At 70.1% G+C, this 24,739-nt stretch carries 19 protein-coding genes and 1 pseudogene; 10 read left to right on the forward strand and 10 right to left on the reverse strand.

All coding sequences use genetic code 11. The features are described from left to right. Positions 1-45: 45 nt before the first annotated feature. Positions 46-366: a PadR family transcriptional regulator gene (locus C8E87_RS35505; protein WP_133877780.1), complete on the forward strand. Its 321-nt coding sequence runs from the start codon at positions 46-48 to the stop codon at positions 364-366. A gap of 47 nt (positions 367-413) precedes the next feature. Then, positions 414-1,106, forward strand: a complete 693-nt coding sequence (locus C8E87_RS35510; protein ID WP_133877781.1) for a permease prefix domain 1-containing protein — start codon at positions 414-416, stop codon at positions 1,104-1,106. A 316-nt stretch (positions 1,107-1,422) separates the two neighbouring features. Here C8E87_RS35510 and C8E87_RS35515 read toward each other — a convergent pair whose 3' ends face one another. The 3 genes from C8E87_RS35515 to C8E87_RS35525 form a co-directional block, all read right to left on the reverse strand. Next, complete coding sequence (locus C8E87_RS35515) at positions 1,423-2,169, reverse strand: SDR family oxidoreductase (RefSeq protein WP_239080439.1); 747 nt, start codon at positions 2,167-2,169, stop codon at positions 1,423-1,425. 65 nt (positions 2,170-2,234) lie between these two features. After that, a complete protein-coding gene (locus C8E87_RS35520) occupies positions 2,235-2,975 on the reverse strand; it encodes an NYN domain-containing protein (RefSeq protein ID WP_133877782.1) in 741 nt (246 codons plus the stop codon). 205 nt (positions 2,976-3,180) lie between these two features. Further along, complete coding sequence (locus tag C8E87_RS35525) at positions 3,181-3,801, reverse strand: RICIN domain-containing protein (RefSeq protein ID WP_166661386.1); 621 nt, start codon at positions 3,799-3,801, stop codon at positions 3,181-3,183. Between the two features lie 261 nt (positions 3,802-4,062). On the opposite strand from C8E87_RS35525, the pseudogene C8E87_RS35530 reads away from it, so the two are divergent. The 5 genes and pseudogenes from C8E87_RS35530 to C8E87_RS35555 all read left to right on the forward strand — a co-directional run. Then, a pseudogene (locus C8E87_RS35530) lies at positions 4,063-4,199 on the forward strand (IS5/IS1182 family transposase); the annotation flags it as partial. Positions 4,200-4,935: 736 nt separating this feature from the next. Next, positions 4,936-5,670, forward strand: coding sequence for an SDR family oxidoreductase (locus tag C8E87_RS35540; protein ID WP_133877784.1), 735 nt, complete (start codon positions 4,936-4,938; stop codon positions 5,668-5,670). A gap of 2,139 nt (positions 5,671-7,809) precedes the next feature. Then, the gene (locus tag C8E87_RS43995) at positions 7,810-7,962 is read left to right on the forward strand and encodes a hypothetical protein (RefSeq protein WP_166661387.1); all 153 of its coding nucleotides are present in this window, start codon (positions 7,810-7,812) and stop codon (positions 7,960-7,962) included. 779 nt (positions 7,963-8,741) lie between these two features. Next, positions 8,742-10,151, forward strand: coding sequence for a type VII secretion protein EccB (eccB, locus tag C8E87_RS35550; RefSeq protein ID WP_133877786.1), 1,410 nt, complete (start codon positions 8,742-8,744; stop codon positions 10,149-10,151). Between the two features lie 84 nt (positions 10,152-10,235). Continuing rightward, complete coding sequence (locus tag C8E87_RS35555; RefSeq protein ID WP_166661388.1) at positions 10,236-10,622, forward strand: DUF3592 domain-containing protein; 387 nt, start codon at positions 10,236-10,238, stop codon at positions 10,620-10,622. Here the strand turns inward: C8E87_RS35555 and C8E87_RS35560 are convergent. Genes C8E87_RS35560 through C8E87_RS35570 form a run of 3 tightly spaced genes read right to left on the reverse strand, consistent with a single transcriptional unit; the run spans position 10,619 to position 13,275 of the window. Continuing rightward, on the reverse strand, positions 10,619-10,966 hold the full coding sequence (locus tag C8E87_RS35560; protein ID WP_133877788.1) for a sigma-70 family RNA polymerase sigma factor family protein: 348 nt from the start codon (positions 10,964-10,966) through the stop codon (positions 10,619-10,621). The two genes, C8E87_RS35555 and C8E87_RS35560, sit on opposite strands and share 4 nt — an antisense overlap. A gap of 17 nt (positions 10,967-10,983) precedes the next feature. Beyond that, positions 10,984-12,327: an NAD(P)/FAD-dependent oxidoreductase gene (locus C8E87_RS35565; protein ID WP_133877789.1), complete on the reverse strand. Its 1,344-nt coding sequence runs from the start codon at positions 12,325-12,327 to the stop codon at positions 10,984-10,986. 51 nt (positions 12,328-12,378) lie between these two features. Next, entirely contained in the window at positions 12,379-13,275 is an 897-nt protein-coding gene (locus C8E87_RS35570; protein ID WP_239080438.1) for an RNA polymerase sigma-70 factor, read from the reverse strand. 185 nt (positions 13,276-13,460) lie between these two features. On the opposite strand from C8E87_RS35570, the gene C8E87_RS35580 reads away from it, so the two are divergent. Next, positions 13,461-14,645: an alpha-amylase family glycosyl hydrolase gene (locus C8E87_RS35580; protein WP_133877790.1), complete on the forward strand. Its 1,185-nt coding sequence runs from the start codon at positions 13,461-13,463 to the stop codon at positions 14,643-14,645. 63 nt (positions 14,646-14,708) lie between these two features. On the opposite strand, the gene C8E87_RS35585 is transcribed toward C8E87_RS35580, so the two are convergent. Continuing rightward, on the reverse strand, positions 14,709-15,578 hold the full coding sequence (locus C8E87_RS35585; RefSeq protein WP_133877791.1) for a helix-turn-helix transcriptional regulator: 870 nt from the start codon (positions 15,576-15,578) through the stop codon (positions 14,709-14,711). 135 nt (positions 15,579-15,713) lie between these two features. Between C8E87_RS35585 and C8E87_RS35590 the strand changes: the two genes are divergently transcribed. Beyond that, positions 15,714-16,760 (forward strand): NAD(P)-dependent alcohol dehydrogenase, encoded by a 1,047-nt coding sequence (locus tag C8E87_RS35590; protein ID WP_133877792.1) that lies wholly within the window; start codon positions 15,714-15,716, stop codon positions 16,758-16,760. A gap of 3 nt (positions 16,761-16,763) precedes the next feature. Here the strand turns inward: C8E87_RS35590 and C8E87_RS35595 are convergent, their stop codons facing one another. The 3 genes from C8E87_RS35595 to C8E87_RS35605 are packed head-to-tail and all read right to left on the reverse strand — an operon-like array spanning position 16,764 to position 20,943. Next, positions 16,764-18,476, reverse strand: coding sequence for a vWA domain-containing protein (locus C8E87_RS35595; RefSeq protein WP_133877793.1), 1,713 nt, complete (start codon positions 18,474-18,476; stop codon positions 16,764-16,766). Further along, positions 18,473-19,243 carry a DUF4062 domain-containing protein gene (locus tag C8E87_RS35600; RefSeq protein WP_133877794.1) on the reverse strand — a complete coding sequence of 257 codons (771 nt, stop codon included), beginning with the start codon at positions 19,241-19,243 and terminating at the stop codon, positions 18,473-18,475. Before C8E87_RS35600 ends, C8E87_RS35595 begins: the two co-directional genes overlap by 4 nt. Before the next feature lie 50 nt (positions 19,244-19,293). Then, positions 19,294-20,943, reverse strand: coding sequence for a CocE/NonD family hydrolase (locus tag C8E87_RS35605; RefSeq protein WP_203720815.1), 1,650 nt, complete (start codon positions 20,941-20,943; stop codon positions 19,294-19,296). 77 nt (positions 20,944-21,020) lie between these two features. Here C8E87_RS35605 and C8E87_RS35610 point away from each other — a divergent pair, with 77 nt between their 5' ends. Further along, positions 21,021-23,996 carry an alpha-mannosidase gene (locus C8E87_RS35610; protein ID WP_133877795.1) on the forward strand — a complete coding sequence of 992 codons (2,976 nt, stop codon included), beginning with the start codon at positions 21,021-21,023 and terminating at the stop codon, positions 23,994-23,996. The last annotated feature ends 743 nt before the right edge of the window (positions 23,997-24,739 follow it).

Below are 24,739 nucleotides of genomic sequence, written 5' to 3' on the forward strand. Positions count from 1 at the left end.
ACGTGTAGGCAGACAACATATAGCGACGTTGTGTAGGCTGTCTACATGAAGGCCGACGCGCTCCGTGGTCACCTGGACTCGCTGATCCTCGCGACCGTCGAAGACCAGCCCCGGCACGGTTACGCGATCATCGAGGCGCTGGCCGCCCGCAGCGGCGGCGAGCTCGACCTGCCCACCGGCACGGTCTACCCGGCCCTGCGGCGGCTCGAAGCGGCCGGTTACCTGCGCAGCGACTGGTCCGACGACACCGGCCGCCGGCGTCGCACATACACCCTGTCCCGCTCCGGCCACAAACAGCTGGCCGCCGCCCGCGCCGAGTGGGACCAGTTCGCCCGCGTGGTCGGCGACGTCCTCAGACCGGCCTAAGGGTGATTCCGGATGTGGCCGGCCCGGCTGATCGGCAGGATGGCTGGGTGACCTACCTCGCGGAGCTCGACGCCGCCCTCGTCGGACCGCGGCGGGCCAAACGTGACCTGCTGCAGGAGGCCGCCGACCACCTGGAGGACGCGACCGAGGCGCTTGTCGCCGAAGGCTGGCCGGCCGGAGAGGCCAGGGCGCGCGCCGAGGCCGACTTCGGGCCGCTCGACGAGATCGCCGACGCCTATCAGACGACCCTGGCCGTGGCCTCCTCCCGGCGTACGGCCGGGATCCTGGTGCTGGCGCTGGTGTTCCAGCCGTTCCTGTGGGACAAGGGGCTGCGGCTCGCCGAGCTGGCCGCCCCCGCGCAGACGCCGGACACGTGGTGGTTCGCGTTCCTCGACGAACTGATGGAGTTCGGCGGCGCCGCGATGATCGCCGGGGCGTTCCTCGGCCTGCTCGCCACCGGCGTCGGCAACCGGCGGCGCCACGCCGGCCGCGCCCTCGCCCGCGCCACGGCGATGTTCACCCTGGTCAGCTCGGTGGTCCTGCCGACGCTGGCCGCGGGCATGATCGTCGGTGCGGGGCTCGGCGCGAGGATCTGGGTGCTGCTGGCGTTCCTGCTGTTGCTGCCGCTGGCGGTGGCGTCGGCCAGCGCTTGGCGAACCCTGGGCGCGACCGCACAACGGACCGGGGACGGGCTGCGGCGGGAGGCGCAAGAAGCCCGGCACGCCGGCGTCCTCAGCTGACTCCAGGGCCGCGTCTTCCCGTTGGCTCCTGGCCCGGGGTCTTTCGTTCGACTTCTGGCCCCGGTGCCCTTCGGTCGGCTTCTTGCCTGGCGTTTTTCGGTTGCCTTCTGGGCCGGGGTCTTTCGTTCGACTTCTGGCCCCGGCGCCCTTCGGTCGGCTTCTTTCCTGGCGTTCTCGGTTGGCTTCGTGCCCGCCGTCTTTCGGTTGGCTTCTTGGCCGGCTCAGGCCCGGCGGGCGTCGCGGATCGGCACGCTCGTGCCTGTCCTGGACGCCGCCGCCGGGTCCGGCCGGGGAGCGGTGCTCCCGGGGGTGCGCGCTACTTCTGGGCGGACAGCCACTCGCGGAACGTCGTGGTTGCGATCACCGCGTCGGCCGGGGTGGTCAGGACGTCACCGGGGACGACGGCGAACATTCCGGCCGCCGGGTCGGTCACCACCGTACGGGGATCGCCGGTGGCCTGCAGCGCGATGCGGCCCAGCTCGTCCAGCGTGAACACCTCGGGACCGCCGACGTTGCGGACACCCAGCAGCGGTTCGCCGGCGCTCACCTGGGCCACGGCCCGCGCGATGTCGGCCGACGCCAGCGGCTGCACCGGCGTGGCGGGAAGGCGTACGGTGTCACCCTCGGTGGTCCAGGAGAGCACGGACTTCACGAACTCGAAGAACTGGGTCGCGCGCACGATCGACCACGGGATCGGGCCGGCCTTGAGCACGTCCTCCTGCAGCACCTTGGCCTTGTAGTAGTCCAGCGCGGGCACCTGGTCGACGCCGACGATCGACAGGATGACGGCGTGCCCGACCCCCTGACGCTGCGCGGCGGCGAGCATGTTGTCCATCGTCTGCTGGAAGAACGCCGGCGACTTCTCGTCGAAGGTCGGGGAATTGGTCAGGTTCACCACCACCTCGGCGCCCTTGAGGCCCGCGTCGAGCCCCTCACCGGTGAGCAGGTCGACGCCGCTCGACGGGGACAGCGGCTCCGCGTCGTGGCCATGTTCACCCAGCAGCTTGACGACCTGCGAACCGATCAGCCCGGTACCGCCCAGCACGGCGATCTTCATCTCCATCACACCCTTCGTGTTCTGCCTCGGTCACCCATTTCGACCGGGCAGCCCTCCCGGGTGTGACAGCCCTACACGTCCTTCTTCATGCGGCGGCGTTTGTCCCGTACGTGGAAAACCGCCTTCTTGCCCGGACCGAGGTCACGTCGTTCCAGGTCGAAGAGGGTGATCGCGCCGATCAGATCGCTCAGCTTGCTGAACCCGTACGTGCGCGAGTCGAAATCCGGGCTCTGGTTGGTCAGGATCTGGCCGACGTGCGACAACGTGGCCCAGCCGTCGTCGTCGGAGGCCGCCTCGACGGCGTTGCGCAGCTGATTGACCAGGGCCGAGTTGCTGCGCGCGCTCAGCTGCACGGGCTCGGACGGGGTCGGGCCGGTCAGGTTCTCGGTGTAGATGAACTTGTCGCACGCCGCGACGAACGACTTGGGTGTCTTGCGTTCGCCGAAGCCGTAGACGGTCAGCCCCGACTCCCGGATACGCGACGCGAGCCGGGTGAAGTCGCTGTCGCTGGACAGGATGCAGAACCCGTCGAACCGCCCCGTGTAGAGCAGATCCATCGCATCAATGATCATCGCCGAGTCGGTCGAGTTCTTCCGGTTCGTGTACGCGAACTGCTGCATCGGCTGGATCGACTGCTCGAGCAGCTCATCCTTCCAGCCCTTCAGGTTGGGCCCGGTCCAGTCCCCGTACGCCCGCTTGACATGCGCGGTGCCGTACTTGGCGATCTCGGCCAGCAACGCCTCGATGATCCGCGCCTGCGCGTTGTCGGCATCAATGAGCACCGCCAGCTTCGCGTCGTTGTCGGCTGCCACTTCAAGCTCCTCCGGCCGGTTTCCCGCCAGCGTACGGCCTGGCTGCCCCGGCCGGCCGCTCGCCATGGCGCGCCGGTCGCTGATCGGCCTGACCGTGCCCGCCCCCGGCGGCCGAAGCGCGCCTTGCACATGGGAAGCCGGCAGCATCGGCCGACCGGACGACCGCCCGAGCTTTGCCGCGCGGCCCCCCGGGGCGCAGGACGCATCAGTCGTCGACGAAGGTCCACATCAGAGAATTGTCGCCCTCAACGCAGAGAGACGTGTCGTAGGCATACACCTGCGCACCGATCTGCTCAGACTTGTTGTACATGCGCAGACATTTCCCGGTGGCCGTGTTGACGATGCGCTTGGTCTGGTCAAGATTGTTATTGATGATCCGCCAGCTCTGGAACGGCAGCGAGGTGGAGCTTCTTTCATATGCGATGACCGGCCGGTTGATCCAATCGACGCTGTTGCTCACCGTCAATGCGTACCATTTCGACGTTGCGCCGTTGACGAGCTGGGCATATCCGTGGCCGTCGGAGATCTGATGCCACTCGGACAAGCTGCTGTTGCTGCCTTTGACGTCCTGAAGGACGGCGACGCCACTCTCCGTGGTATTGGGCTTGAGGAGAAGGCCGCTGCGGACATTCTTGATTCGAAACCAGCCGTCATCCTGAGTCTGTGCGGATACGTCAGTCTTGGCCTGTGCGGCTCCGCCCGGGATCAGGGCAAGAGCGCAGGCGATTACAGTGACGGCGGCGGGCAGAATCCTTCGTGAGGACAAACGAACGCTCCATCTCGCGTAACGATCATGTGCGGAGAGTATCTTCAATGTCACGGCCATCCGTCAATACCTGTGCCACGCCGGATCCTGTTCCAGGATCTCCTCATGACCGTTCGTCCAGGAGTCCCGGTTGCCGCGGACCTCGGGCATTTCCGAGTTCCGCACCGAAATATTCATTGAGCCTTTTCCAGCCTGACCTTGCAGGTGAGGCCTGGTCGGCAGGGGCGCTGATCGAAGAGGCGAGGCTCCAGGTAGGACAGCAAATCGTCCACAACCCGATGCCCCGACCCGGAGTCTCGCCATGCTCTCCTACCTGCCACGATCACCTTGTCCAGCCGGACCCTGAACCACCTCGCCGACCGCATCCGCATCCGCCGCCAGCAGCGCAAATCCCGATGGGCCGGCTGACCCCGGGCCGGCCGGCCCTGCTCGCCCTGGCCCATCTGCGCAACGGCGACCCCGCACCCGGATGAGTCGGCCCGAACTACGACCGGAGAACCCAGGAGACCGTGCCCACCACCGCGACAGGCGGCCCGCCGGCACGCCCAGGCCCCAATCATCAGCAACACGGCTCGATCAAGTGACCTGATCTCACCAAGATCCGGATAGACATTTGTGTTCGTAGTGAGTCAGGTGCAATGCGGCGGCGACGATGCCGCCGATCCGGCGCGCGCTGACGGTGGTGTGACGCAGTTTTCCAGCGGCCGATCAGAATCGCGAACCCGCGTTCGCCCTGGCGGCGCGGATCGCGTAGCAGCCGGTTGTCGACGGCGAGAGGTTTGCCTGACCGGTGTCTTGATGCCGTGGCCTGTGTTTCGTAACCGGAGTCGGCCATGGCGATAGGCCGGGTTCGGCGGCAGCCCAGTTCAGCGCGGCGGTGACGCGGAGGTCGCGGGCGCAGCCGGTGTCATGCAGATGGCCGGGCATCGCAGCGGAGGTTCCAGATGGGAAGTCCGTCCGGGCGCATGACGGCTTGGATATTCGCGCCGAAGTCGCGGTGCTTTCCGGAGAGCCAGGCGTCGATGGTTTCGCGGCTCTTCGCATTTGAGGGTGTAGCGGGGTTTCCAGAACGAGGCAGCAAGCTCCTCGGATCGTGACGTCCGATTCTCGCGAGTGTTTGCAGCAGGTGGCTGATGTGCTTCTTCGTGCGGCACCCGGCGGGGTCGCGATGGCGTCTACGGAGGAGTTCTGACCATGAAGATTGCGCTCGTCACCGGTGCCAACAAGGGCATCGGCCTGGCAACCGCTCGTCGGCTGGCGCGCGAATGCGGCCACGTCATCGTCGCCGCGCGCAACACGGAGGCCGGCCGGCAAGCCGCCGACCGGCTGTCTCGCGAGGGCTTCTCCGTCAGCAACGTGACCATGGACGTAACCAATGCCGCCTCGGTACGCGCCGCGGCTGCCGAGGTGTCGGAACGGTTCGGGCATCTCGACGTGTTGGTCAACAACGCTGGAATCCTGCCCGAGGCAACCCACGCTGACCCGAAGGAAGCACTCGACCTGGCGATGTTCGAACAGACCTATGCGACGAACGTCTTCGGCCCGGTCGCTGTGATCGAGGCATTCCTGCCACTGATCCGCAAGAGCTCGGCTGGCCGGATCGTGAACGTCTCCAGCGCGATGGGATCCCTGGCGCATCAGACCGACCCCAACTCCCCGTGGCATTCCATGGTCGTGCCGGCCTACCAGTCCTCCAAGGCGGCGCTGAACGCCATCACGATCGTGCTGGCCAAGGCCCTGGCAGACACTCCGATCAAGGTGACCTCAGTGTGTCCGGGCTTCGTGCGGACCGACCTCACCCCCGCCAACAAGGAGCAGGCGCCCACCACACCCGAGGAAGCTGCTGAGGTGATCGTCCAAGCCGCGGCCCTGTCCTCCGACGGCGCCACGGGGACGTTCGTCGACGTCAACGGGACAGTGAGCTGGTAAGCCCGCGCCATCAGGCCGCGTCACCATCCGAAGCCGCTGTCTGGAGCAACCATCGACGGACAGCTCGGTGGTCCTGATCTGACATCGTTCTGCCGGCTCAACGAACTCGGCCTCGAAGCCATCGGACAGCGCTTCGAGGCCGATCGCGGGCCGCGCCGACGACACTCCACTCCGTGGTCGAGAACGGCCCGCTGCCACTGATGAACGGTCCTCTCCTCGCGGGGCGTCTGGCCGGGTTCCTCGGCCTCGGCGCTCGGCCGGGTTCCTCGGCCTCGGCGTTCGGCGGCGAGTAGCCGGCCGACGTACTGCACGAGTTCCCTGGGGACGTCGATCATGGCACGATCAGCGATCCCGCGGACTCCTCACCGTGTAGGTGATCTTGTGGTGAGAACTACCCACCGAGGGCTCCGCGTTCCTTTCCGGAGCCGTCCGATCTCGGTGTCGTGCCAAATCGGGATTTTTGTGTCGCTAGGATCGGCTCAGGGGTCGGGTCAACACCCGCGAATCATCAAGGTCAGCCGTCGAATCCCCCGTGGTGGCGCCTTTCTCGGCCGGTCGTGGATTTGTCGTTCTTTTTGCACGGTCCGCACATCCCTCAGGAGCCGGAAATGGCATGATCAAATGCTTACAACGCGTGCGACGGGTTCGAAACAATAGAGGTATGCCGCAGTTGTCGTTGTTCAGCCGGGCGGAAATATCGTCGATGCGGGATCGGACGCGCCGACGTAATTACTCCCCGTCGACTGACGAATTCCGCCGCGAGCATGCACGTCGTCGTGAGTGGGGTCTCCGGCAGCGTCATGCTCGGAAGTTGCCTGGCTCCGTCAGCAGGGCGGCGGAACTCTGCTCGGCGTGGGGTGGGCGCCATACGGCCTGGAAGCGGTGGTGCTGGGCGAGGCCGCACATAAGGGCCACGCTTCCGTGCGGCGTGGGTCCCCAGGCCGTGGGCAGTCCGCGGGTGAGGCTCGCCGACCCGACCCCGTACGCACGGCCGTGGCTGGTCGGCCGGCTCTTGGGGAATCCCGGTCACCGAGTCCACACGCACCCGGGCCGGCTTCGCCTGCACATGGGGTCGGCGGACAGGGGACTGGAACCGAGACTCATGAACGCGGGCCTGCGCCCACAGCCGAGACCCGCGGAGAAGGGCCCGCGCCCGACGCCTCCTCACGTCGTCGCGCCCGCGAGAACGCGATCAAACGACGGGGATCTGCGCGCGGCGACGGCAGCCGGGAATGCGGGATCACGTCCGCGGTCGGTCCGGTCGTCACCGAAGCCTGCGGGCAGGAGTTCGCGCCTGCGCCGAGGACCCGCTGGCTGCCCGCCGTCCGTGGGCAGGAATCGGCGCCGGCGGCAGTGATCCATGGGCTGAAGTTCGCTGGCAGGTCAGATGTTCAGGGCCGGAAGCTCACACCGGCAGCCCAGCTTCGCAGGGTCGTTCATGTCGCTCCCGACTTGCGCGGACCGCGAGCCTGCGGCGGGCGCCCTTCGAAGCGCCCTGAGCGATCCCGCTGGAGGGCTGTCGCGATCGTGCGGGACGGCCACCGGCACGTGCCCGGCGGCCCTGCTGGCCGAGCTGACCGACCGGCTGGCCGCCCGCGAGTGCAGTCCACATCGGTGGGAAGACGTCTGCGCGGCATCAACTTGCGCTGGCCGAGTCCGTGTCAGCCGACGAGATCCGGCGGCGCGATGGTTCTTCCGAGGGACAGTCCCGCGCTCAGGGCAGGGGCTCACAAGGGCGCTGCGCCCGTTACCTCGACGGCAACGGTCTGGTGTCCGCGCTTCTTCGGCAGGCTCTGGCGCACGTACGCGCGATCGGTGCCGACGCGCAACGGCGAATGTGCGGGCAGGGGTCCCCCCCCCGGGTCGCTGCGCCTGCCACGCGCCCCGCGCAGGAACGAGCCGCGGCTGGTTGCCGAGCACGAACCGCGGGTGGATTGCGTCGTCGACCGTGACCAGGCCGGGCACCCGGATCAGCGCGTCGGCCACCAACGGGGTTGCTGTTTTGCGACGGTCACGGTGAATCTCGATGCCGTTTCCGGGCGACGGCCGGGTGCTGCTCATAATGTCGTGGGCAAGGCCGGAGAAGGTCACTCGCTTCGAGGTGCCTCGACTTTCGGCCTGGGTCGTGAATAGTTGCCGGTGGCGGGTTCGCTCGGCGTGCTCGAACAGGTTTTGACGTCGCATTTCACCTTTGCGGAATGGATTGAATCGGATGGTTTCGGCTCGTCCACCCTACGAGGAGGCTTCGTGCTGGAGCCGCCGATCTGGCTGTGCCCAGCGGCGACGGCGTGACGGGTGCGGTGAGGAGTTGGTCCCCCAAACCCCCGGCCAGGAAAGCCCCGACAGTGCCCTCAGGATCCGGTGCGGGTAGCCGCTGGCGCTGCTGTAACACGGCGGCGGGAACGGGTCGGCGGGACGCGCCGGAAGGTCGGGCTGGGAGGTCGGGCTGAGGTCGGGCTGGGGGGCCGGGCTGGACGCGAAGCTGCCGCGAGCAGGACGGCTGGGGTGGGGGTGGAGTCATCGCAGTCGGCGGGGACGCGCCGGTGGGATGGCGGGGCTACGACTCGACGCATGGAGAGAGCAGCACTGTCGGTGTTTTGGTTGCGACGAAACCCGGGGCGAAAGTCAGGCGCAGGCCCGGCGGGTGGGTGTCGTGCTCGGGGTGCGCCACGGCCGGAGCCCGCGCTGCGGCCTGGTGTTTCGCGTAGGTCGCGAGGGAGCTTGGGGGCTGGCGTAGTGCGGTTGTGGGAGGCGATGTCGCGTATGGGATAGGGGTTGTATCGGCGCCACGGCCGGGGCCCGCGCTGCGGCCTGGTGTTTCGCGTAGGTCGCGAGGGAGCTTGGGGGCTGGCTTGGTGTGGTTGTGGGAGGGGATGTCGCGTATGGGATAGGGGTTGTATCGGCGCCACGGCCGGGGCCCGCGCTGCGGCCTGGTGTTTCGCGCAGGTCGCGAGGGAGCTTGGGGGCTGGCGTGGTGCGGTTGTGGGTGGCGATGTCGCGTACGGGATAGGGGTTGGTTCGGGGAACAAGGGGGACGGTGGGGTATCGAGCGGGGGCTCTACAGTGAGGCCATGCCCACGCGTCAGGACCAGCTTCACTCCTATCAGTACGCGATGCAGCGTGTGGTGGCGGCGTTGGTCAACCGGGATCCGGATCCGGCGCGGTCGCCCATGCGGCGGGCGGGGACGACGGCGCTGATCAGTTTGCTGATTGCCGCTCTGGCGGTGGGGGCGACGGCGATCTACGGGATTGTGACCGGGAACGGGAACACCAGTCCGCGCGATTCCAGCGTGATTCTGCAGGAGAAGGGGACGGGCGCGCAGTTCGTCTATCTCAAGGCGGACAGCCGCCTGCATCCGGTGCTCAATTACACGTCGGGGCTTCTGCTGGCGGAGGGGTCGCCGGCCGCGGTGAAGGGGATTTCGGCGCGGAAGCTGGCCGATGTGCCGCTGGGGCCGGCGCTCGGTATTCCGGGGGCGCCCGATTCGCTGCCGGAGAAGTCGGCGCTGCTCGACGGGTCGTGGTCGGTGTGCACGCAGCGTGAGGATGCGGGGCTGCGGTCGACCGTGCTGGTGGGCACCACGCCGGGTGGTGGGCGGCTTGCCTCGGCGAAGCGGGAGGCGTTGCTGGTGAGCGAGCCGAACGGGCGGGTGTCGCTGATCGACGGGAACCGCAAGTTCAGCATCCCGCCGGGCGCGGAGTTGCGTACTCAGCGCGCACTCGGCTACAACGCGCAGACGCCGTGGCCGGTCACGACGGCGTGGATCAACGCGATTCCGAGCGGGCCCGACCTGGCCGCGCCGCGGTTGCCGGACGGGGACGACCGGTCGCCGGTGCCGGGGCTCGAGATCGGTCGGGTGATCACCGATGTGGGGCGTACGCAGTTCGCGGTGCTGCTGTCGGACGGGGTGGCCGCCGTGACGCCGTTCCAGGCGAAGCTCCTGCAGGCTGTTCCGGGCGCAGAGTCGGAGGTGCCGGTGGACAACTTCGTCGACCTGCGGCCCTCGCGGACCCGGATCACCGACGCGGGCCAGGCCGGTGGGCTGCCGGCGACCGTCCCGGCGCTGGCCGACGGCACCCCGCAGCGCGCGTGCGTGACGCTGCCCATCCGCGACGCGGCACGCGACGGTGTCCGCATCGACCCGGACATTCCCGACGGTACGGCGGTGCCGCCGGTGGCCGTGCAGGGGCAGGTTCGCGCCGATGCGGTGTACGTGCCGCGCGGCCGGGGAGCGGTGGTCGGTTCACTGCCCAATCCGGACTCGTCGCGGCTCGGCACGATCGGGATCGTCACCGACACCGGCACGATGTTCCCGCTGGCCCGCCCGGAACTGCTGGCGAAACTGGGGTACGGCAAGGTGAAGCCGGTCGCGGTGCCCAGCGAGATCGTGAGCCTGCTCGTGCCGGGACCGTCACTCGACCCGGAAAGGGCGCAGCGGCCGGCGGCGACCGGCGGAACCGAAAGCACGCCGACCGGCTGACGTCACGTCCACCAGCCGAACGCTCACCACAAGTCACCGTCAAGGTGGTCGACGGCCGCGCGGCCGTGCCCGAGGATGACCGGCATGGTGTTCGCGGTCGTCATCGGGCTCGTCGGGGTGTTCGTGCTCTACCGGGGCGTACGGGAATGGCTGCACCTGCGCCGCCTGCGCACCGAGGGTCGTGCGGCCGCCGGCACTGTGACCGGCCACGAGACCCGGGCCGGCGGCAGCCGCGCGGTGATCGTCGCCTACACCGACGAGCTGGGCACCCCGCGCCAGTTGACGAGCAACCTGTCGTCCGCGGTCCCGACCATGCCGATCGGCTCGCCGGTGACCGTCCGCTACCTGGCCGGTGACCCGGCGAGCGCCTTCCTCGACGAGCGCCGCGAGAACGTCCGCAGCGTCCTCTTCTACGTCATCCTGGGCCTGGGCTTCACCGCGGCCGGTCTGTCCCTGGCGCTCAGGGATTAGTCGCGGCGGTGCCAGCGGGTCAGCTTGGCCGGGTTGAGGACGAGCCAGAGCGCGGTGATCCCGGTCGGGGAGCAGTCGGCGGCCACAACGGCAAAGGCGGTCCGGCCGTACGAGCGAACCACGACGCCCGGTTCGCCGTTGACGCTCTCGACCGTCAGCGAGCCACGCCCCAGCAGCCCGGACAGGAGCGCCGCCACCTCCCCTGCGCCGCGCACCGGCGCCGCCGGGACGTCGACCACCCCGCCGCCGTCGCAGACAGCGATCACGTCGGCGGCCAGGCATGCCTCGACGGCGGTGACGTCGGAGCGGGAGCACGCGCGGGCAAGCCGGCGAACGGGGTGCATGCCCGTGGGGCCAAGGGTCAGCCGCGCGCACGGGCCGGGGCAGCGGCCGGGGCTGGTTCGCCGCCGGTTTCGAAGGCCCGGCGCGGGTTCTGCACCGAGGCGAGCGAGACGATGTCGCGGCCGAAGAACAGCGCGGTCGCCCACACGGCTGCCACCCGCACCTTGCGCTCCCAGGTGGGCACGGCCAGGACGTGGTAGCCGCGGTGCATCAGCCAGGCCGGGAAACCCTTGATCACGACGCGGCGCCATTGGAAGATGCCACGGCCCAGGCCGAGCGTCGCGACGGTGCCCAGGCTGTGATGCACGTACGGCTTCGGTTCACGCCCCCGCAGCACGGCGACGATGTTCTTTGCCAGCAGCCGTCCCTGCCGTACGGCGTGCTGCGCGTTCGGCACGGTCGCCGCGCCGGGCCGGGCGATGGTCAGGTCGGGCACGGAGGCGTCGTCGCCCGCGGCCCACGCGTCCGCCACCGGCGCCGTGTCCGTCCCGATGCGCAGGTCAGCCCGTACGACCACCTGGCCGCGCTCGTCGATCGGCAGGTCGGTGTGGTTGTGGACCAGCGGGTTGGCGCCGTTGCCGGCCGTCCACACGATCAGCTCCGAGTCCCACTCCTCGCCCGTCGACAGCACGACGTGACCGTTCACGGCCGAGCGCAGCTGCGCGTTCAGGTGGACCGTCCCGCCGCGCCGGGTCAGGTGCCGCACCACCCATCGGCCCGGTTCCTCGGTCACCTCCGGCAGGATGCGGCCGCGCGCCTCGACCAGATGGAAATTGAGCTCCGCCGGCGACAGGGCGGGATACTTGCGTACGAGGGAATGGGCCAGCGACATGAGCTCGCCGAAACCCTCGACCCCGGAGAAGCCGCCGCCGACGAATGTGAAGGTCAGCAGGCGGCGCCGTTGCGGTGCGGGCAGGACGGCGGCCTGGTCGAAAGCCGTCAGCAACCGGTCGCGGATGGCCACCGCCTCTTCCACGTGTTTCATCCCGATCGCGCTGTCGGCCACCCCGGGAACTGCCAGTTTGCGGGTCACCGCCCCGGCGGTCACGACCAGGACGTCGTACGGAACGGGGAATTCCTCGCCCACGGCGGGCCGGACCGTCACCGTACGGTGCTCGTGGTCGATTTTTGTGACGCTGCCGTTGACCAGCTCCGTCGTGCGCAGGTGCCGCCGCAACGAAACAGCGGCGTGCCGGGCTTCGACGGAACCGGCCACCACCTCGGGCAGGAACGGCTGATAGGTCATGTAGGGGCGGGGGTCGACGACAACGACCCGGGCCTCACCGCGGCGCAGCCGCTTCTCCAGGCCCCACGCCGTGTAGAAGCCGGCATAGCCCCCGCCCACCACCAGAATTGTTCGCATTGTGCCCTCCCGATGAGCTGGACCGGGTGGGCCTCGGTTCTGTGACAGCTTTCAGCGGACGGCGGCGATTTTTTCCTGGTTCATCATCCAGAGCAGCCGGTCGATGCCGTCGCCGGAGGCCTCGAGCGCCAGCACGGCCTTGACCTCGTCGCCGTGCTCCAGCACCGCGGCCGGCCGCCCGTTGAGCACGACGAACCTCGGCTCGACCCCGTCCCACCAGAACGGCGAGAACGCGGCGATGAACTTGGCGACCCTTTCCGCGCCGACGACGATCCGGCGGGCCGCGTGCTTGGCGCCGTTGCCGTCGGTGATGCTGGCGACGTCGGCGGCGAACAGTTTCTCCAGCCCGGCCAGATCCCCGGACCGGGCCGCCGTGATGAAAGTGGTCAGCAATTCCCGCTGCGCCGACGGCGACACCGGCGCTTTGCGTTGCCCGGCCACGTGTTTGCGGGCGCGGGACACCCACTGCCGGACGGCGGGCTCGTTGCTCCGCAGAATGTCGGCGATCTGCCCGTACGGGTAGTCGAAGGCCTCCCGCAGCACGTAGGCGGCCCGTTCGGTGGGTGTCAGCTTCTCCAGGAGCATGAGGACGGCGAATTCGAGCGCGTTGCCGGTTTCCGCGCCCAGATAAGGGTCGGCGCTGGTGTCGACGGGTTCGGGCAGCCACGGACCGATGTACGTCTCCCGGCGTACCCGGGCCGACTGCAGGTTGTTGATGGCGAGGCGGGTCGTGGTGGTCGCCAGGAAAGCGCCGGGATTCTCCACGGTGTCACGGTCGTACGCCTGCCAGCGCAGCCACACGTCCTGCACGAGGTCCTCGGCCTCGGTGGCGCTGCCGAGCATGCGATAGGCGATCCCGAAAAGGCGCGGCCGCACCTCCGTGAAGACCCGCGCAGCCTCGTTCAGATCGCCCAGACCCATGATGCCCGCCCCCTCCCGGCCACTCATCCTGACACGCGAGCAGCGGAAAGCCAGTGACGAGCGCCTCTGTCACGGGCCGGCGCGAGATCGGTGCGCGAAGTGGCCGGCGGGTCGCACGCGCTGAGCGTCTCGCAGCCCCCGGCCGTGGCCGTGGCCGATCCTGGACGCCGTTGCCGCTGCCTGAACCGGGCGCGGCGGGTAGGGTCGCCGGGATGAGCAGCTGGGTCGGCCACGCCGTCTGGTGGCACGTGTATCCGCTCGGCTTCGGGCGCCTCGACAAGATCGCCGGGTGGTTGGACTACGAGGTCGAGCTGGGGGCCAACGGCCTGCAGCTCGGCCCCCTCTTCGCGTCCGAGACGCACGGCTACGACACGATCGACCACTTCCGGGTCGACCCGCGGCTCGGCGACGACGCGGACTTCGACGCCTTGATCGCGGCGGCCCGGCAACGCGGCGTACGGGTGTTGCTGGACGGTGTGTTCAACCACGTCGGGCGCGGATTCCAGGCGCCGGCGCACTGGTTCACCGGCGGCAGCTTCGAGGGCCACGACAGCCTGCGCGAGCTCGACCACACGCAACCCGAGGTCCTTGACCACGTCGTACGGGTGATGGACCACTGGCTTTCGCGCGGGGCTGACGGCTGGCGGCTCGACGCGGCGTACGCGGTCGATCCGAAGTTCTGGAAGGCCGCGCTCGACCGGGTGCGCCCGCTGCACCCCGACGCCTGGTTCGTCGGCGAGGTCATCCACGGCGACTACGCGGCGGTCCTGCGCGACTCGGGGCTCGACGCGATCACCCAGTACGAGTTGTGGAAGGCGATCTGGAGCAGCCTCAACGACGGCAACTTCTATGAGCTGGCGCACGCGCTGCAACGGCACGGTGAGCTGCTGCCGGCCGGGCTGCCGATGACGTTCCTCGGCAACCACGACGTCACCCGGATCGCCAGCAAGCTCGACGACCCGCGGCACCTCGGCCACGCGGTCGCGATCCTGTGCACGGTGGCGGGGGTGCCGAGCATCTACTACGGCGACGAGCAGGCTTTCCGCGGCGTCAAGGAGGAACGCGAGGGCGGCGACGACGAGATCCGCCCCGCCTTCCCCGGCTCGCCGTCCGAGCTGTCCCCGCTCGGGTGGCCGACCTATCGCCTGCACGAGAGGCTGATCGGGTTACGGCGCAGGCACCCCGAGATCACGTACGCGGTGACGACCGCGACCCACCTCACCAACACTGCCGCCGCCTTCACGTCGGGGCCGGTCACGCTGCTGCTCAACGTGGCGGACAGCGACTACCGCTTCCCGGACGTGCCGCCGGAGGCGCAGGTGCTCGAGTCGTCGTCGCCCGTCTCCGGCGACCCCGCTGTCGTTCCGGCTCATGGATGGTCGGTGGTGACGCGCTGAATCCGTCGGGCCGAGGTTTCGTCACGCCCGGACCATCGAAGAACCGGCCCCTGTTCGTGCTCGTCAGACCTGCTGGGCCGCGGCCTCGTCGGTCGCGGCCCACGAGGCCAGCAGCGTCAGATTGCTCGCCGTCGCGGAACCCGGCTCGGCCGAGAAGATGGTGAGGGTCAGTTCAGGGTCGGCGCGCAGATCCATGCTCTCGTACGCCAGCTCCAGTTCCCCCACCACGTGATGCCGGAAGTGCTTGACCCCCGTCCCGTGAATGCGGACGTTGTGGGCCGCCCAGCGCCGCCGGAAGTCGTCGCTGCGGGTGGACAGCTCGCCGACCAGATCGTGCAGGCCCTTGTTGTGCGGGTCCTTGCCGGCCGCCGTCCGCAGGTTGGCCACCAGCATGTCGGCCGCCAGGTTCCAGTCGGGATAGAACCGGTGCGCCGCGTTGTCGAGGAACGTGAACCGCCCCAGGTTCGGGACGCCGCCCGCCCCGGCGAAGGCGTCGGCGTACATGGCCCGGCCCAGCAGGTTCGCCGCCACCAGGTCCTGCTGCAGGTTGCCCACGATCGCGGGGCTGGTGATCGCGTCGAGCGACCACCGCAGGCTGGGCCGCACCGCCGACGGTTTCGGACGCCGGCTTGGACGCAGCAGCGCCGCGCTGCCGTTGGCCGCGTGTGCCAGCCGGACGAGATGGGCCCTTTCCGCCTCGTCGAGCTGCAACGCCCGCGCTATCGCATCGAGCACGCCCGACGACACCCCGGCCAGCGAACCGCGTTCCAGCTTCGCGTAGTACTCCACGCTCATCCCGGCCAGCGCGGCCACCTCACTGCGCCGCAGCCCCGGCACGCGCCGCTGCCCGGTCACCGGCAGCCCCGCCCGCTCCGGTGTGATCTTCGCCCGGCGGGTGGTGAGAAAATCGCGTACCTCGGCTCGGTTGTCCACGCCCCCGACGGTACGACGCGGCGGCCGCGGCTGAGATGTACTACCAGTACACCCATCGGCGGTGACTTCCCCGGGCCCCGGGGAAGGGAGTGTGCTTGGCACTGCCGTCACCACCGGACCAACGGAGAGACACACATGTTCAGCGTCAACGCCATTGCCGCGACCTCGGCCACCGAGCCGCTGGCGCGCACCACGATCGAGCGCCGCGAGGTGGGCCCTCGCGACGTGCTCATCGAGATCCGGTACGCGGGGATCTGCCACTCCGACATCCACACCGTGCGCGGCGAGTGGGGCGAGGTGGCGTACCCGCTGACCGTCGGGCACGAGATCGTCGGCGAGGTCACCGAGGTGGGCGCCGAGGTCACCAAGCACGCCGTGGGCGACCGGGTCGGCGTCGGCTGCATGGTCAACTCGTGCCGGGAGTGCGACAACTGCCGCGCCGGGCAGGAGCAGTACTGCCTCGACGGCGCCACGGGCACCTACGCCGCCGTCGACCGGGACGGCACGATCACCCAGGGCGGGTACTCGACGCACGTCGTCGTCGACCAGGACTTCGTGCTGCGGGTGCCGGAGAGCATCCCGTACGAGGCTGCTGCGCCCCTGCTGTGCGCGGGCATCACCACCTATTCGCCGCTCGCGCACTGGAACGCCGGGCCGGGCAAGAAGGTCGCGGTTGTCGGCATGGGCGGGCTCGGGCACATGGCGGTCAAGATCGCCGTGGCCATGGGCGCCGACGTGACCGTGCTGTCGCAGACCCTCGGCAAGAAGGACGACGGCCTCGCGTTCGGGGCGTCGGACTACTACGCCACCGGCGACCCGGCGACGTTCGAAGCCCTGCGCAACAGCTTCGACCTGATCATCAACACGGTCAGCGTCCCCATCGACATGGCCGCCTACCTGGGGCTGCTGCGCCTCGACGGCACCCTGGTCAGTGTGGGCGCCCCGCCCGAGCCGCTCGCGGTGCCGGTGTTCTCGCTGTTCAACAACCGCCGCAGCTTCGCCGGCTCCAGCATCGGCGGCATCGGCGAGACCCAGGAGATGCTCGACTTCTGCGCCGAGCGCGGCATCGTCCCGCAGGTCGAGCTGATCGGGGCCGACGAGGTGAACGACGCCTACGAGCGGGTCCTGAAGTCCGACGTCCGCTACCGCTTCGTCATCGACGTCGCCACCCTGCGGCGCTGACGGTCAGAGCGGAGCGCCGCCCAGCTGGTCGAAGATCTGCTGCACGATCGCCCGGATGTGCTCCTCGTCGCTCTTGCCCTTCTGGGACTCGAGCGGCGTGGGGCAGTCCGGGCGCTCGGTCACGCAATAGACCCAGTGCCGCTCGTCGTGGCCGATCTGGGCGGGCCGGTTCCCGGGCCTGCGGCAGTCCGAGGCCACCGTGCTGTAGACGCGGTCGACCGTGCACAGCGGCTTGTCGCCGACCAGCACGAAGAACACCTGGACGCCGTTGGCCCGGTAGCGCCGGATGCTCTCGGCGGCGCTTCTCTGCTCCTCTGCGGTGCCGGCCCCCGCCTGCTCGCCGTCGGTGATCACGATGACGGCCTGCTTGCGGGGGTTGTCGGCGTTGACGCCGACCTCGTCCCGGACGAGGTCGGCGGTCTCGCGGACGGCCTGGATCACCGGGCTGGAACCGCCCAGGTTCGCCACCTCGGGGACGGCCAGCTTCTTCGGGTCGGAGAAACCGGGGGCCGACAGGGGGCCGAACACCGCGCCGCGTCCGGCCGGGAAACCGTAGAACGCCACCCGGTCGGTCTCGGTCAGGCTGTCCAGCGCCACCGAGATCGCCTCGGTGATCTCGGCCTTGTGGGGCTCGGTCGAGCCCGACTGGTCGATCGTGATGGCCAGGCTGATCCGTTTGCGCAGGGTCTCGCGCCAGCGCTCCAGGACCGCCGCGACGACCTTGCCGTCACGCGCGGTCAGTGGATGCTCCGTGCCGGTGGGGTCGAAACCGGCCCGGTCGAACTGCTTCTGCCACCCGTCGCTGACCAGCGTCCGGTGCAGGGCGGTGGCCAGCCGTTTCCGGCGGTCGTCGAGGCCGGGCCGGATCAGGAACGGGTGGTCGAGGGTCGGATCGGGACCGGCCAGGTCCACGCCTCGGTAGTGCTGAGCGAGATGCGGGAAGCCCTTGTAGACGGCCTCCTCGACGATCATCGCGGTGGGCAGCGTGGCGGTGTCGACCGGTGGCTGGAACGAGCTCAGGAACTCGACGATCTCGCCCGGGTAGGAGGCGACCGACCTTTCCAGCGGCGCGGCGTAGGTGTCGAGCTTCCCGGCCCGTACGTCGTCGGCCGAGATGCCGCTGCCGCCGCCCGCCGCCGCCTCGAAGGCCAGGATCGTGGTCATCGCGCCGGAGGTCGAGTTGAGCGCGTTCTCCTTGACCAGGTCGAGCTCGCCGGCTCGGGCCCGCTCGGCCAGGGCCTTCCAGCCGACCGAGCTCGCGCTGCCCAGGGAGGTCGCCAGCGGGGTGCCGGACTTGACGTACAGCCGCATCCGGCTCGTCGTGACCGAGCCCAGGCTGTCGTCGTAGCGGCCGTCGTGCTCGTTGAGAAGCTCGTTCCAGAACGAGTGTGTGGGCAGCCAGACGTCCGGCAGCCGGCTGTTGTTGTCGTGGTTGAGGGCGTCGGCGATCTCTTGTTGCGCGAAGCCGGAGCTTTTCGGCACCACTTCGACGCACCCGTACTCCTCGGCGGCTCGCTGCAGCACTCCGAGTTCGGCCGTCGTGTCGGCGCGGGCCTTCCCCGGCTCGGTCGACGACCAGACCGTGATCGACGTGCCGTGGCACCTGTCTCCCGAGGGCAACGCCACCTGGCCCACGCCGTAGACCACGATCAGGGCGATCAGGCCGCCGACCAGGTCGGCCAGCACGCGGCCACCACGGCTCGGATCCATCGTCACCTCAGGAACGCGATGGAGGCGCCGGCCCGGACCAGATAGGCGACAACCCCGCAGGCCAGCGACAGGAGCAGGACGGTGGTGAACGAGGCCGGCGCGCCGGTGGCCGCGATCCGGATCGTGAAGTACAGCGACGCGCCCACGGCCACCAGCGCGCCGAGGACGAACGAGCGGGGCTCGAGCAGGCTGTCGAGGTAGCGCGACTCGGGCACCTGGGCACGCCGGACCTCCCGCACCGCCGCGGCGACCTGCTGGGCCAGGTCGCGGGGCTCGAGCGGCATGGACTTCGGCGTATGTTCCTTCACCTCGGCCGTCAGCTCGTGCAGCAGGGCCGGTTCGGGAGTGGGCGGGACGCGCAGCCAGGCCTGGACCTCGTCGACCTGCCACAACCGCAGGCTCCGGCCACCCGGCCGCGCGGCGGCCAGCTCGAACTCCCGGTGCCCGGCCGACTTGCCGCCGTCCTCACGCGGGCCGTACTCCAGGCCGTAGAGGCCGACGAACACGTTCGCGTCCCGGATGGCTTTCGCCCGCGCGTCCGGCCCGGGGTCCTCCACCAGGGTGACGGGGTCCTTGCCGAGCCGGGCCACCACCGCCTCACGGTGCCGGGAAAGCTCGTCCGGGGTGGCGCCGAGATAGACGGCCATGGCCTTCTCACCCTTGCGGCGCAGCCACCGGAACGGCCAGTTGAACGCCGCGACCAGGACCGTGACGACCAAGGCGCCGAGGACCGACCCGAGGTGCTCGCCGAAACCGGAGATCACTGATTGCACGCACGGGCCCCCTCTATTGATGCGTAGGGGTCAATGTTAGTGCGGCCGGGCTACAGAGCGGGTACCGCAACGTGCGACGGGTGGGCGGTGTCGTGCAGGACCTCGAAGTCGCACGGCACGCCCTCGGTGGCGGCGCCGAACGGTTCCGGGGTGCCCATGTTGCGCGCGTACCGGGGGAACGCGCCGCCGCTGACCTGCACCCGCAACCTGTGCCCGGCTCGGAACCGGTACGCCGTCGGGAACAGTTCGACGTGAACCGTGCGCACCCCGTCGGGCCCCGGCTCCTCGGAGAGGCGCGGGTCGAGGCGCTGAATGCCGTCCACGACGTTGCGCGACACGCCTTTCGGGTCCACATCGCACAGGCGGACGAACACATCCGCGTACGGCAGGGAAGTGCGCACGAAAATCGTCGCGCTCACCGGGCCCGCGATGTCGAAGTCGCCGTCGAGCGCCGGGCCGGTGAAGACCAGCACGTCGTCGCGTTTCTCGACGCTCGTGTTGTCGGCCTGCTTGCCGGGCGGGGACAGCAGCGGGCCCCCGACGGTCGGGGTCGGGTCGGCCGGGTCGTAGGTGAACCGGCTGGGCTCGGCCTCGTCGTCCGGCCGGGTCACGAGCCGCTCGCCCCGCCCGAGATGCAGGAGCGTTTCCCGTACGCCCGGGGGCGGCCACGTCTCGAACTCGAGCCACCGCTTCGCCTGCTGCAGGTAGACCCGCACCGGCGCTCCCGCCGGCGCCGGCCCGCCGTTGAGGTGGTGGCCGAGCCACGCCGCGTCGGTCTGCGCGATCGTCCGCAGCTCGCCCGGCTCGCCGTGGATCCACGGGCCGACCACCAGCCGCGCCTGCACCCCGGCCGCCCGCAACGCCGTGTAGTCGGCCAGGTTGCCGGCCAGGAAGAGATCCCACCAGCCGGTGACCGTGCTGACCGGCGGCATCCGGCTCAGGTCGGCCTGGTCGTGGTCGGCCTGCTGCCAGAACGTGTCGCCGGGCTCGGCGTGCGCCACGAAGTCACGCCAGAAGGGCACGGGCGCGCCCGCCACCGCCACATCGACAGCCTGCAACGGCAGCCGGCCGAGCGCGCGGTTGACCCGGGACCGGTCGCGTGGGTCGGGCAGGCTGCTCAGCAGGCCCGGCCGTTCCTGCCGGCCGATCGTCGCCGACCAGCTCAGCGCCGTGTGGATCTGCGGGACGCCGTGCTCGTAGAACAGCCGGCCGGTCATGTTGGCCGAGGTGATGTGCGGCATGACGCAGGTCAGGGGCGGTTCCGCGTACGGCGCCACGGCCCACTGGGTGTGCCCGAAGTAGCTGGCGCCGGCCATCGCGATGCGGCCGTCGCACCACGACTGCTTGCGCAGCCAGTCGACGGTGGCCAGGCCGTCGTCGCGTTCGGTCGTGAACGGGCGGAACTGGCCGCCGGACCCGAACGTGCCCCGCGTGGCCTGCATGAACACCTGGAAGCCGCGTCGGGCCAGGGGCGCGGCGAACAGCTGCCCGAACGCGCCGGCCCGCCCGTACGGCACCCGGACGAGCACCACGGGCAGCGGCTCGTCGTGGCCGGCAGGCCGGTAGTGGTCGGCCAGCAGCGTGACGCCGTCGGGCATCGGCACCGCCACGTCCTTGCGGACCTCGTACCGCGCCGCGCGCCTCGGCAGCCCGAGCGCGACGTCCGCCATCAGGCCGGCCAGCCGGGTCAATCTCGCCATGCCAGAAAGCTACCGGGCCGCGTGTCCCGCTCCAACGGCTTTGGCGAGTCGCCACGGCGGGCGGCAGGATCGGGGCCATGCACGACTCCGCACGCACGATCGAGGCCCGCGTCGAGCGCTTCACCCGGGAACACCTGCGTCCCGCGCTGTATCGACGACGGGCGCCTCTCGACGTGTCCGCGTGGGACGTGCCGGGCGAGCCGGTGCCGTTCGCCGAGGCGGTGCGGCAGCAGTTCACGCCGGTCAAACCCGGGGTCGCGTGGGGCCGGCCGTGGGGCACGACGTGGTTGCACGTCACCGGCGAGGTTCCCGACGGGTGGGGCGGTCCTGACGTCGTCCGGGAAATCGTGGTTGATCTGGGGTTTTCGGCGGCGCATCCCGGGTTCCAGGCCGAAGGGCTCGTGTTCCGGCCCGACGGTGAGATCGTGAAGGGGATCGAGCCGCTGAACGACGCTGTCGCCGTCACGGGGCCGGTCGAGCTGTTCATCGAGGCCGCGTCCAACCCGGACGTGTCGCACGGGCGGCCCACGCCGATGGGCGACCGGGCGACCGCGGGGCACGAGCCGCTCTACACTCTGCGCGGCATCGACCTGGTCGAGCGTGACCTCACCGTCCATCACCTGCTGCACGACATCCGGACCCTGAGCGGGCTGATGCGCGAGCTCGATCCGGCGCTGCCCCGGCGTGCTTCGATCCTGCGCGCCCTGGAAAGCATGTGCGACGCCGTCGACCCCGACGACGTGGCGGGGACGGCAGCCGAGGGGCGAGCCTCGCTGGCCGGTGTGCTCGCCTCGCCGGCCTGCCCGAGCGCTCACCGGGTGGTCGCGGTCGGGCACGCGCACATCGACTCCGCCTGGCTCTGGCCCGTGCGCGAGACGATCCGCAAGTGCGCCCGTACGTTCGCCAACGTGCTCGCCCTGATGGAGGAGCACCCGGATTTCGTGTTCGCGTGCTCCAGCGCCCAGCAGTACTCGTGGATGAAGGAGCACTACCCGGCGCTGTTCGAACGCATTCGCGCGCGGGTCGCCGAGGGCCGGTTCGTTCCCGTCGGCGGCATGTGGGTCGAGTCCGACACCAACATGCCCGGCGGCGAGGCCCTGGTCCGGCAGTTCGTGCACGGCAAGGGCTTCTTCGCGCGCGAGTTCGGGGTCGAGCCCGACGAGGTGTGGCTGCCCGACTCGTTCGGCTACACCGCCGCGCTGCCGCAGATCGCCAGGGCCGCCGGCAGCCACTCGTTCCTCACCCAGAAGATCTCGTGGAGCGAGACCAACCGGATGCCGCACCACACGTTCTGGTGGGAGGGCATCGACGGCAGCCGGGTGTTCACGCACTTCCCGCCGGTCGACACCTACAACTCCGACCTGTCCGGAGCGGACCTGGCCCGCGCCCAGCGGCAGTACGCCGAGAACGGGCTGAGCGACGTCTCGCTGGTGCCGTTCGGGTTCGGCGACGGCGGCGGGGGACCGACCCGCGACATGCTCGAGGCGGCCGCCCGCACCCGCGACCTGGAAGGTTCACCGCGTGTCTCGCTGGGCACGCCGCGCTCGTTCTTCGACGCCGCGCTGGCCGGGCACCCCGCGCCGGCGACGTGGTCGGGCGAGCTCTATCTGGAGCTGCACCGGGGCACGTACACCACCCAGGCGCGCACCAAACAGGGCAACCGGCGCAGCGAGCACCTGTTGCGGGAGGCCGAGCTGTGGTGGGCCACGGCGGCGTGGCGAGGGCTCGGCTCCTATCCGTACGAGGAACTGGACGCGGTCTGGCGCACGGTGCTGCTGCAGCAGTTCCACGACATCCTGCCCGGCTCGTCGATCGCCTGGGTGCACCAGGAAGCCGAACGGAACTACGCGCTGGCCGGGGTGGCGCTGACCACGCTGATCGACCAGGCGCAGAAACTGCTCGCCGGCCCCGGTTCGTCCGGCGTGGTGTTCAACGCCGCCCCGGTCCCCGCCGCCGGGGTGCCGCCTCTCGGCGCGGCCGTCGCGGCTGCGCCAGGCTGGGTGTCCCCTGCGGATGGAAGTGTGCTCGACAACGGGCTGGTGCGGGTGGTCCTCGACGACGCCGGGTTGCTCGTGTCGTTCGTCTTCGAGGGCCGCGAGCTCGTCCCCGAAGGGGAAGCGGGCGCGCTGCTGCAGGTGTTCCGCGACATCCCCAACCGGTGGGACGCGTGGGACATCGACGCCCACTACCAGCGGCACGTCACCGAACTGCGCTCGGCCGACGCGGTGACCGCCGAGGCCGACGCGATCGTGGTCCGCCGCTCCTACCGCGACTCGACGTTCGTGCAGACGTTCCGCCTGGCCGAGGGCGCGACCCGGCTCGACGTCGAGACCCGTGCCGACTGGCACGAGACGCAGAAACTGCTCAAACTGTCGTTCCCCCTCGCCGTGCACGCCGACAGGGCCACCTCGGAGATTCAGTTCGGGCACGTGCACCGGCCCACCCACGCCAACACGTCGTGGGACAGCGCCCGCTTCGAGACCGTGGCCCACCGCTGGGTGCACGTGGGCGAGCCCGGATTCGGCGCGGTGGTGGCGAACGACTCGACGTACGGGCACGACGTCACCCGCCGCTGGACGGCGGGCGGCGCCACGTTCACCCAGGTGCGGCAGTCGTTGCTGCGGGCCCCGCGCTACCCCGACCCCCACGCCGACCAGGGCGTTCACGTGCTGCGGTCGGCCGTGGGCCCGGCGCCCACCGTGCTCGAGGCGCTGGCGAGCGGCTATCAGATCAACCTGCCCACCCGTACGGTCCCCGGCGGCGCCCCGGTCCAGCCGCTGCTCACGGTCGCCTCGCCGGCGGTGATCGTCGAGGCGGTCAAACTCGCCGAGGACAGGTCGGGCGACCTGGTCGTTCGGCTGTACGAGGCCCGTGGCGCCCGCACGACCACCCGCGTCGCGGTGTCCGAGCCGTACGGCCGGGCCTGGACGACCGACCTGCTCGAACGGCCGCCGACGGGCCCGCCGGTCCAGGCCTCCAGCTGGTCGGCGGGCGAGCCGATCGAGATCACGTTCCGCCCGTTCGAGATCGTGACCCTCCGCGTTTCCCGCTGATCACGGCGTTGTCTCCGGACAGACCTCGACGTCGTACAGCAGGCGGACCGGCTCGCCGTTCGTGATGCCGACGAACACGGGCTCGGCGGCGGGGTCCACCCGAGCTGCCACGCCGCCGGTGGGCTGACGGCTATGTGATCGGCGCGGCCCTGACCGCGGCTGCCACGATCGCCGGCGAGGGGCGGACGCACGCCGCCACGTCACGGCGGACCCGGGGGCCCATCCGATCCTCAACGCGTCCGGTCACCTCGACACCACCCGCTGGAGCGACGACTCGCTGTTCGAGCGGGGGTTGGACAGGCTCCTGGCAATGTGAGCGCATGGGTAACGGTCGGCGCGGCTCGGGCCGCTGGGCTGGGTTCCTGGTTGCTTGCCTTGCGGGCATGGTGAACGAAGCACTCGCCCAGGAACTGATCGGCATGACCGACAAGGATCGGCGGCTACAGCCGGGTGCGCTCGGCGACGACTCCGCCGCGCAGCCGGCCCATCGGCGGGTCACCGTCCGCAACGGGCATCGGCTCCCCGAGATCCTGAGGAACACAGCTGGCCCACTGAGGAACTCGTCGGCCCGGAAACGGCTCGGCGGGCGTGGCTGGGGCGCAGCACGCGGCCATGACAAGGATCAGTGGCCGAGCCCGAACCGGGACGGTGAGCGACCAGAACCGGGCCACAGGGGAGCCGGCGAGGGCGAGGGCCAGGCGGACGGCGAGGGCGGCGGGCCGGTCAGGCTTGAGTGTGGGCGA

Origin of the sequence: Paractinoplanes brasiliensis, from assembly GCF_004362215.1 — a bacterium.
In the GTDB taxonomy this organism is placed as follows: domain Bacteria; phylum Actinomycetota; class Actinomycetes; order Mycobacteriales; family Micromonosporaceae; genus Actinoplanes; species Actinoplanes brasiliensis.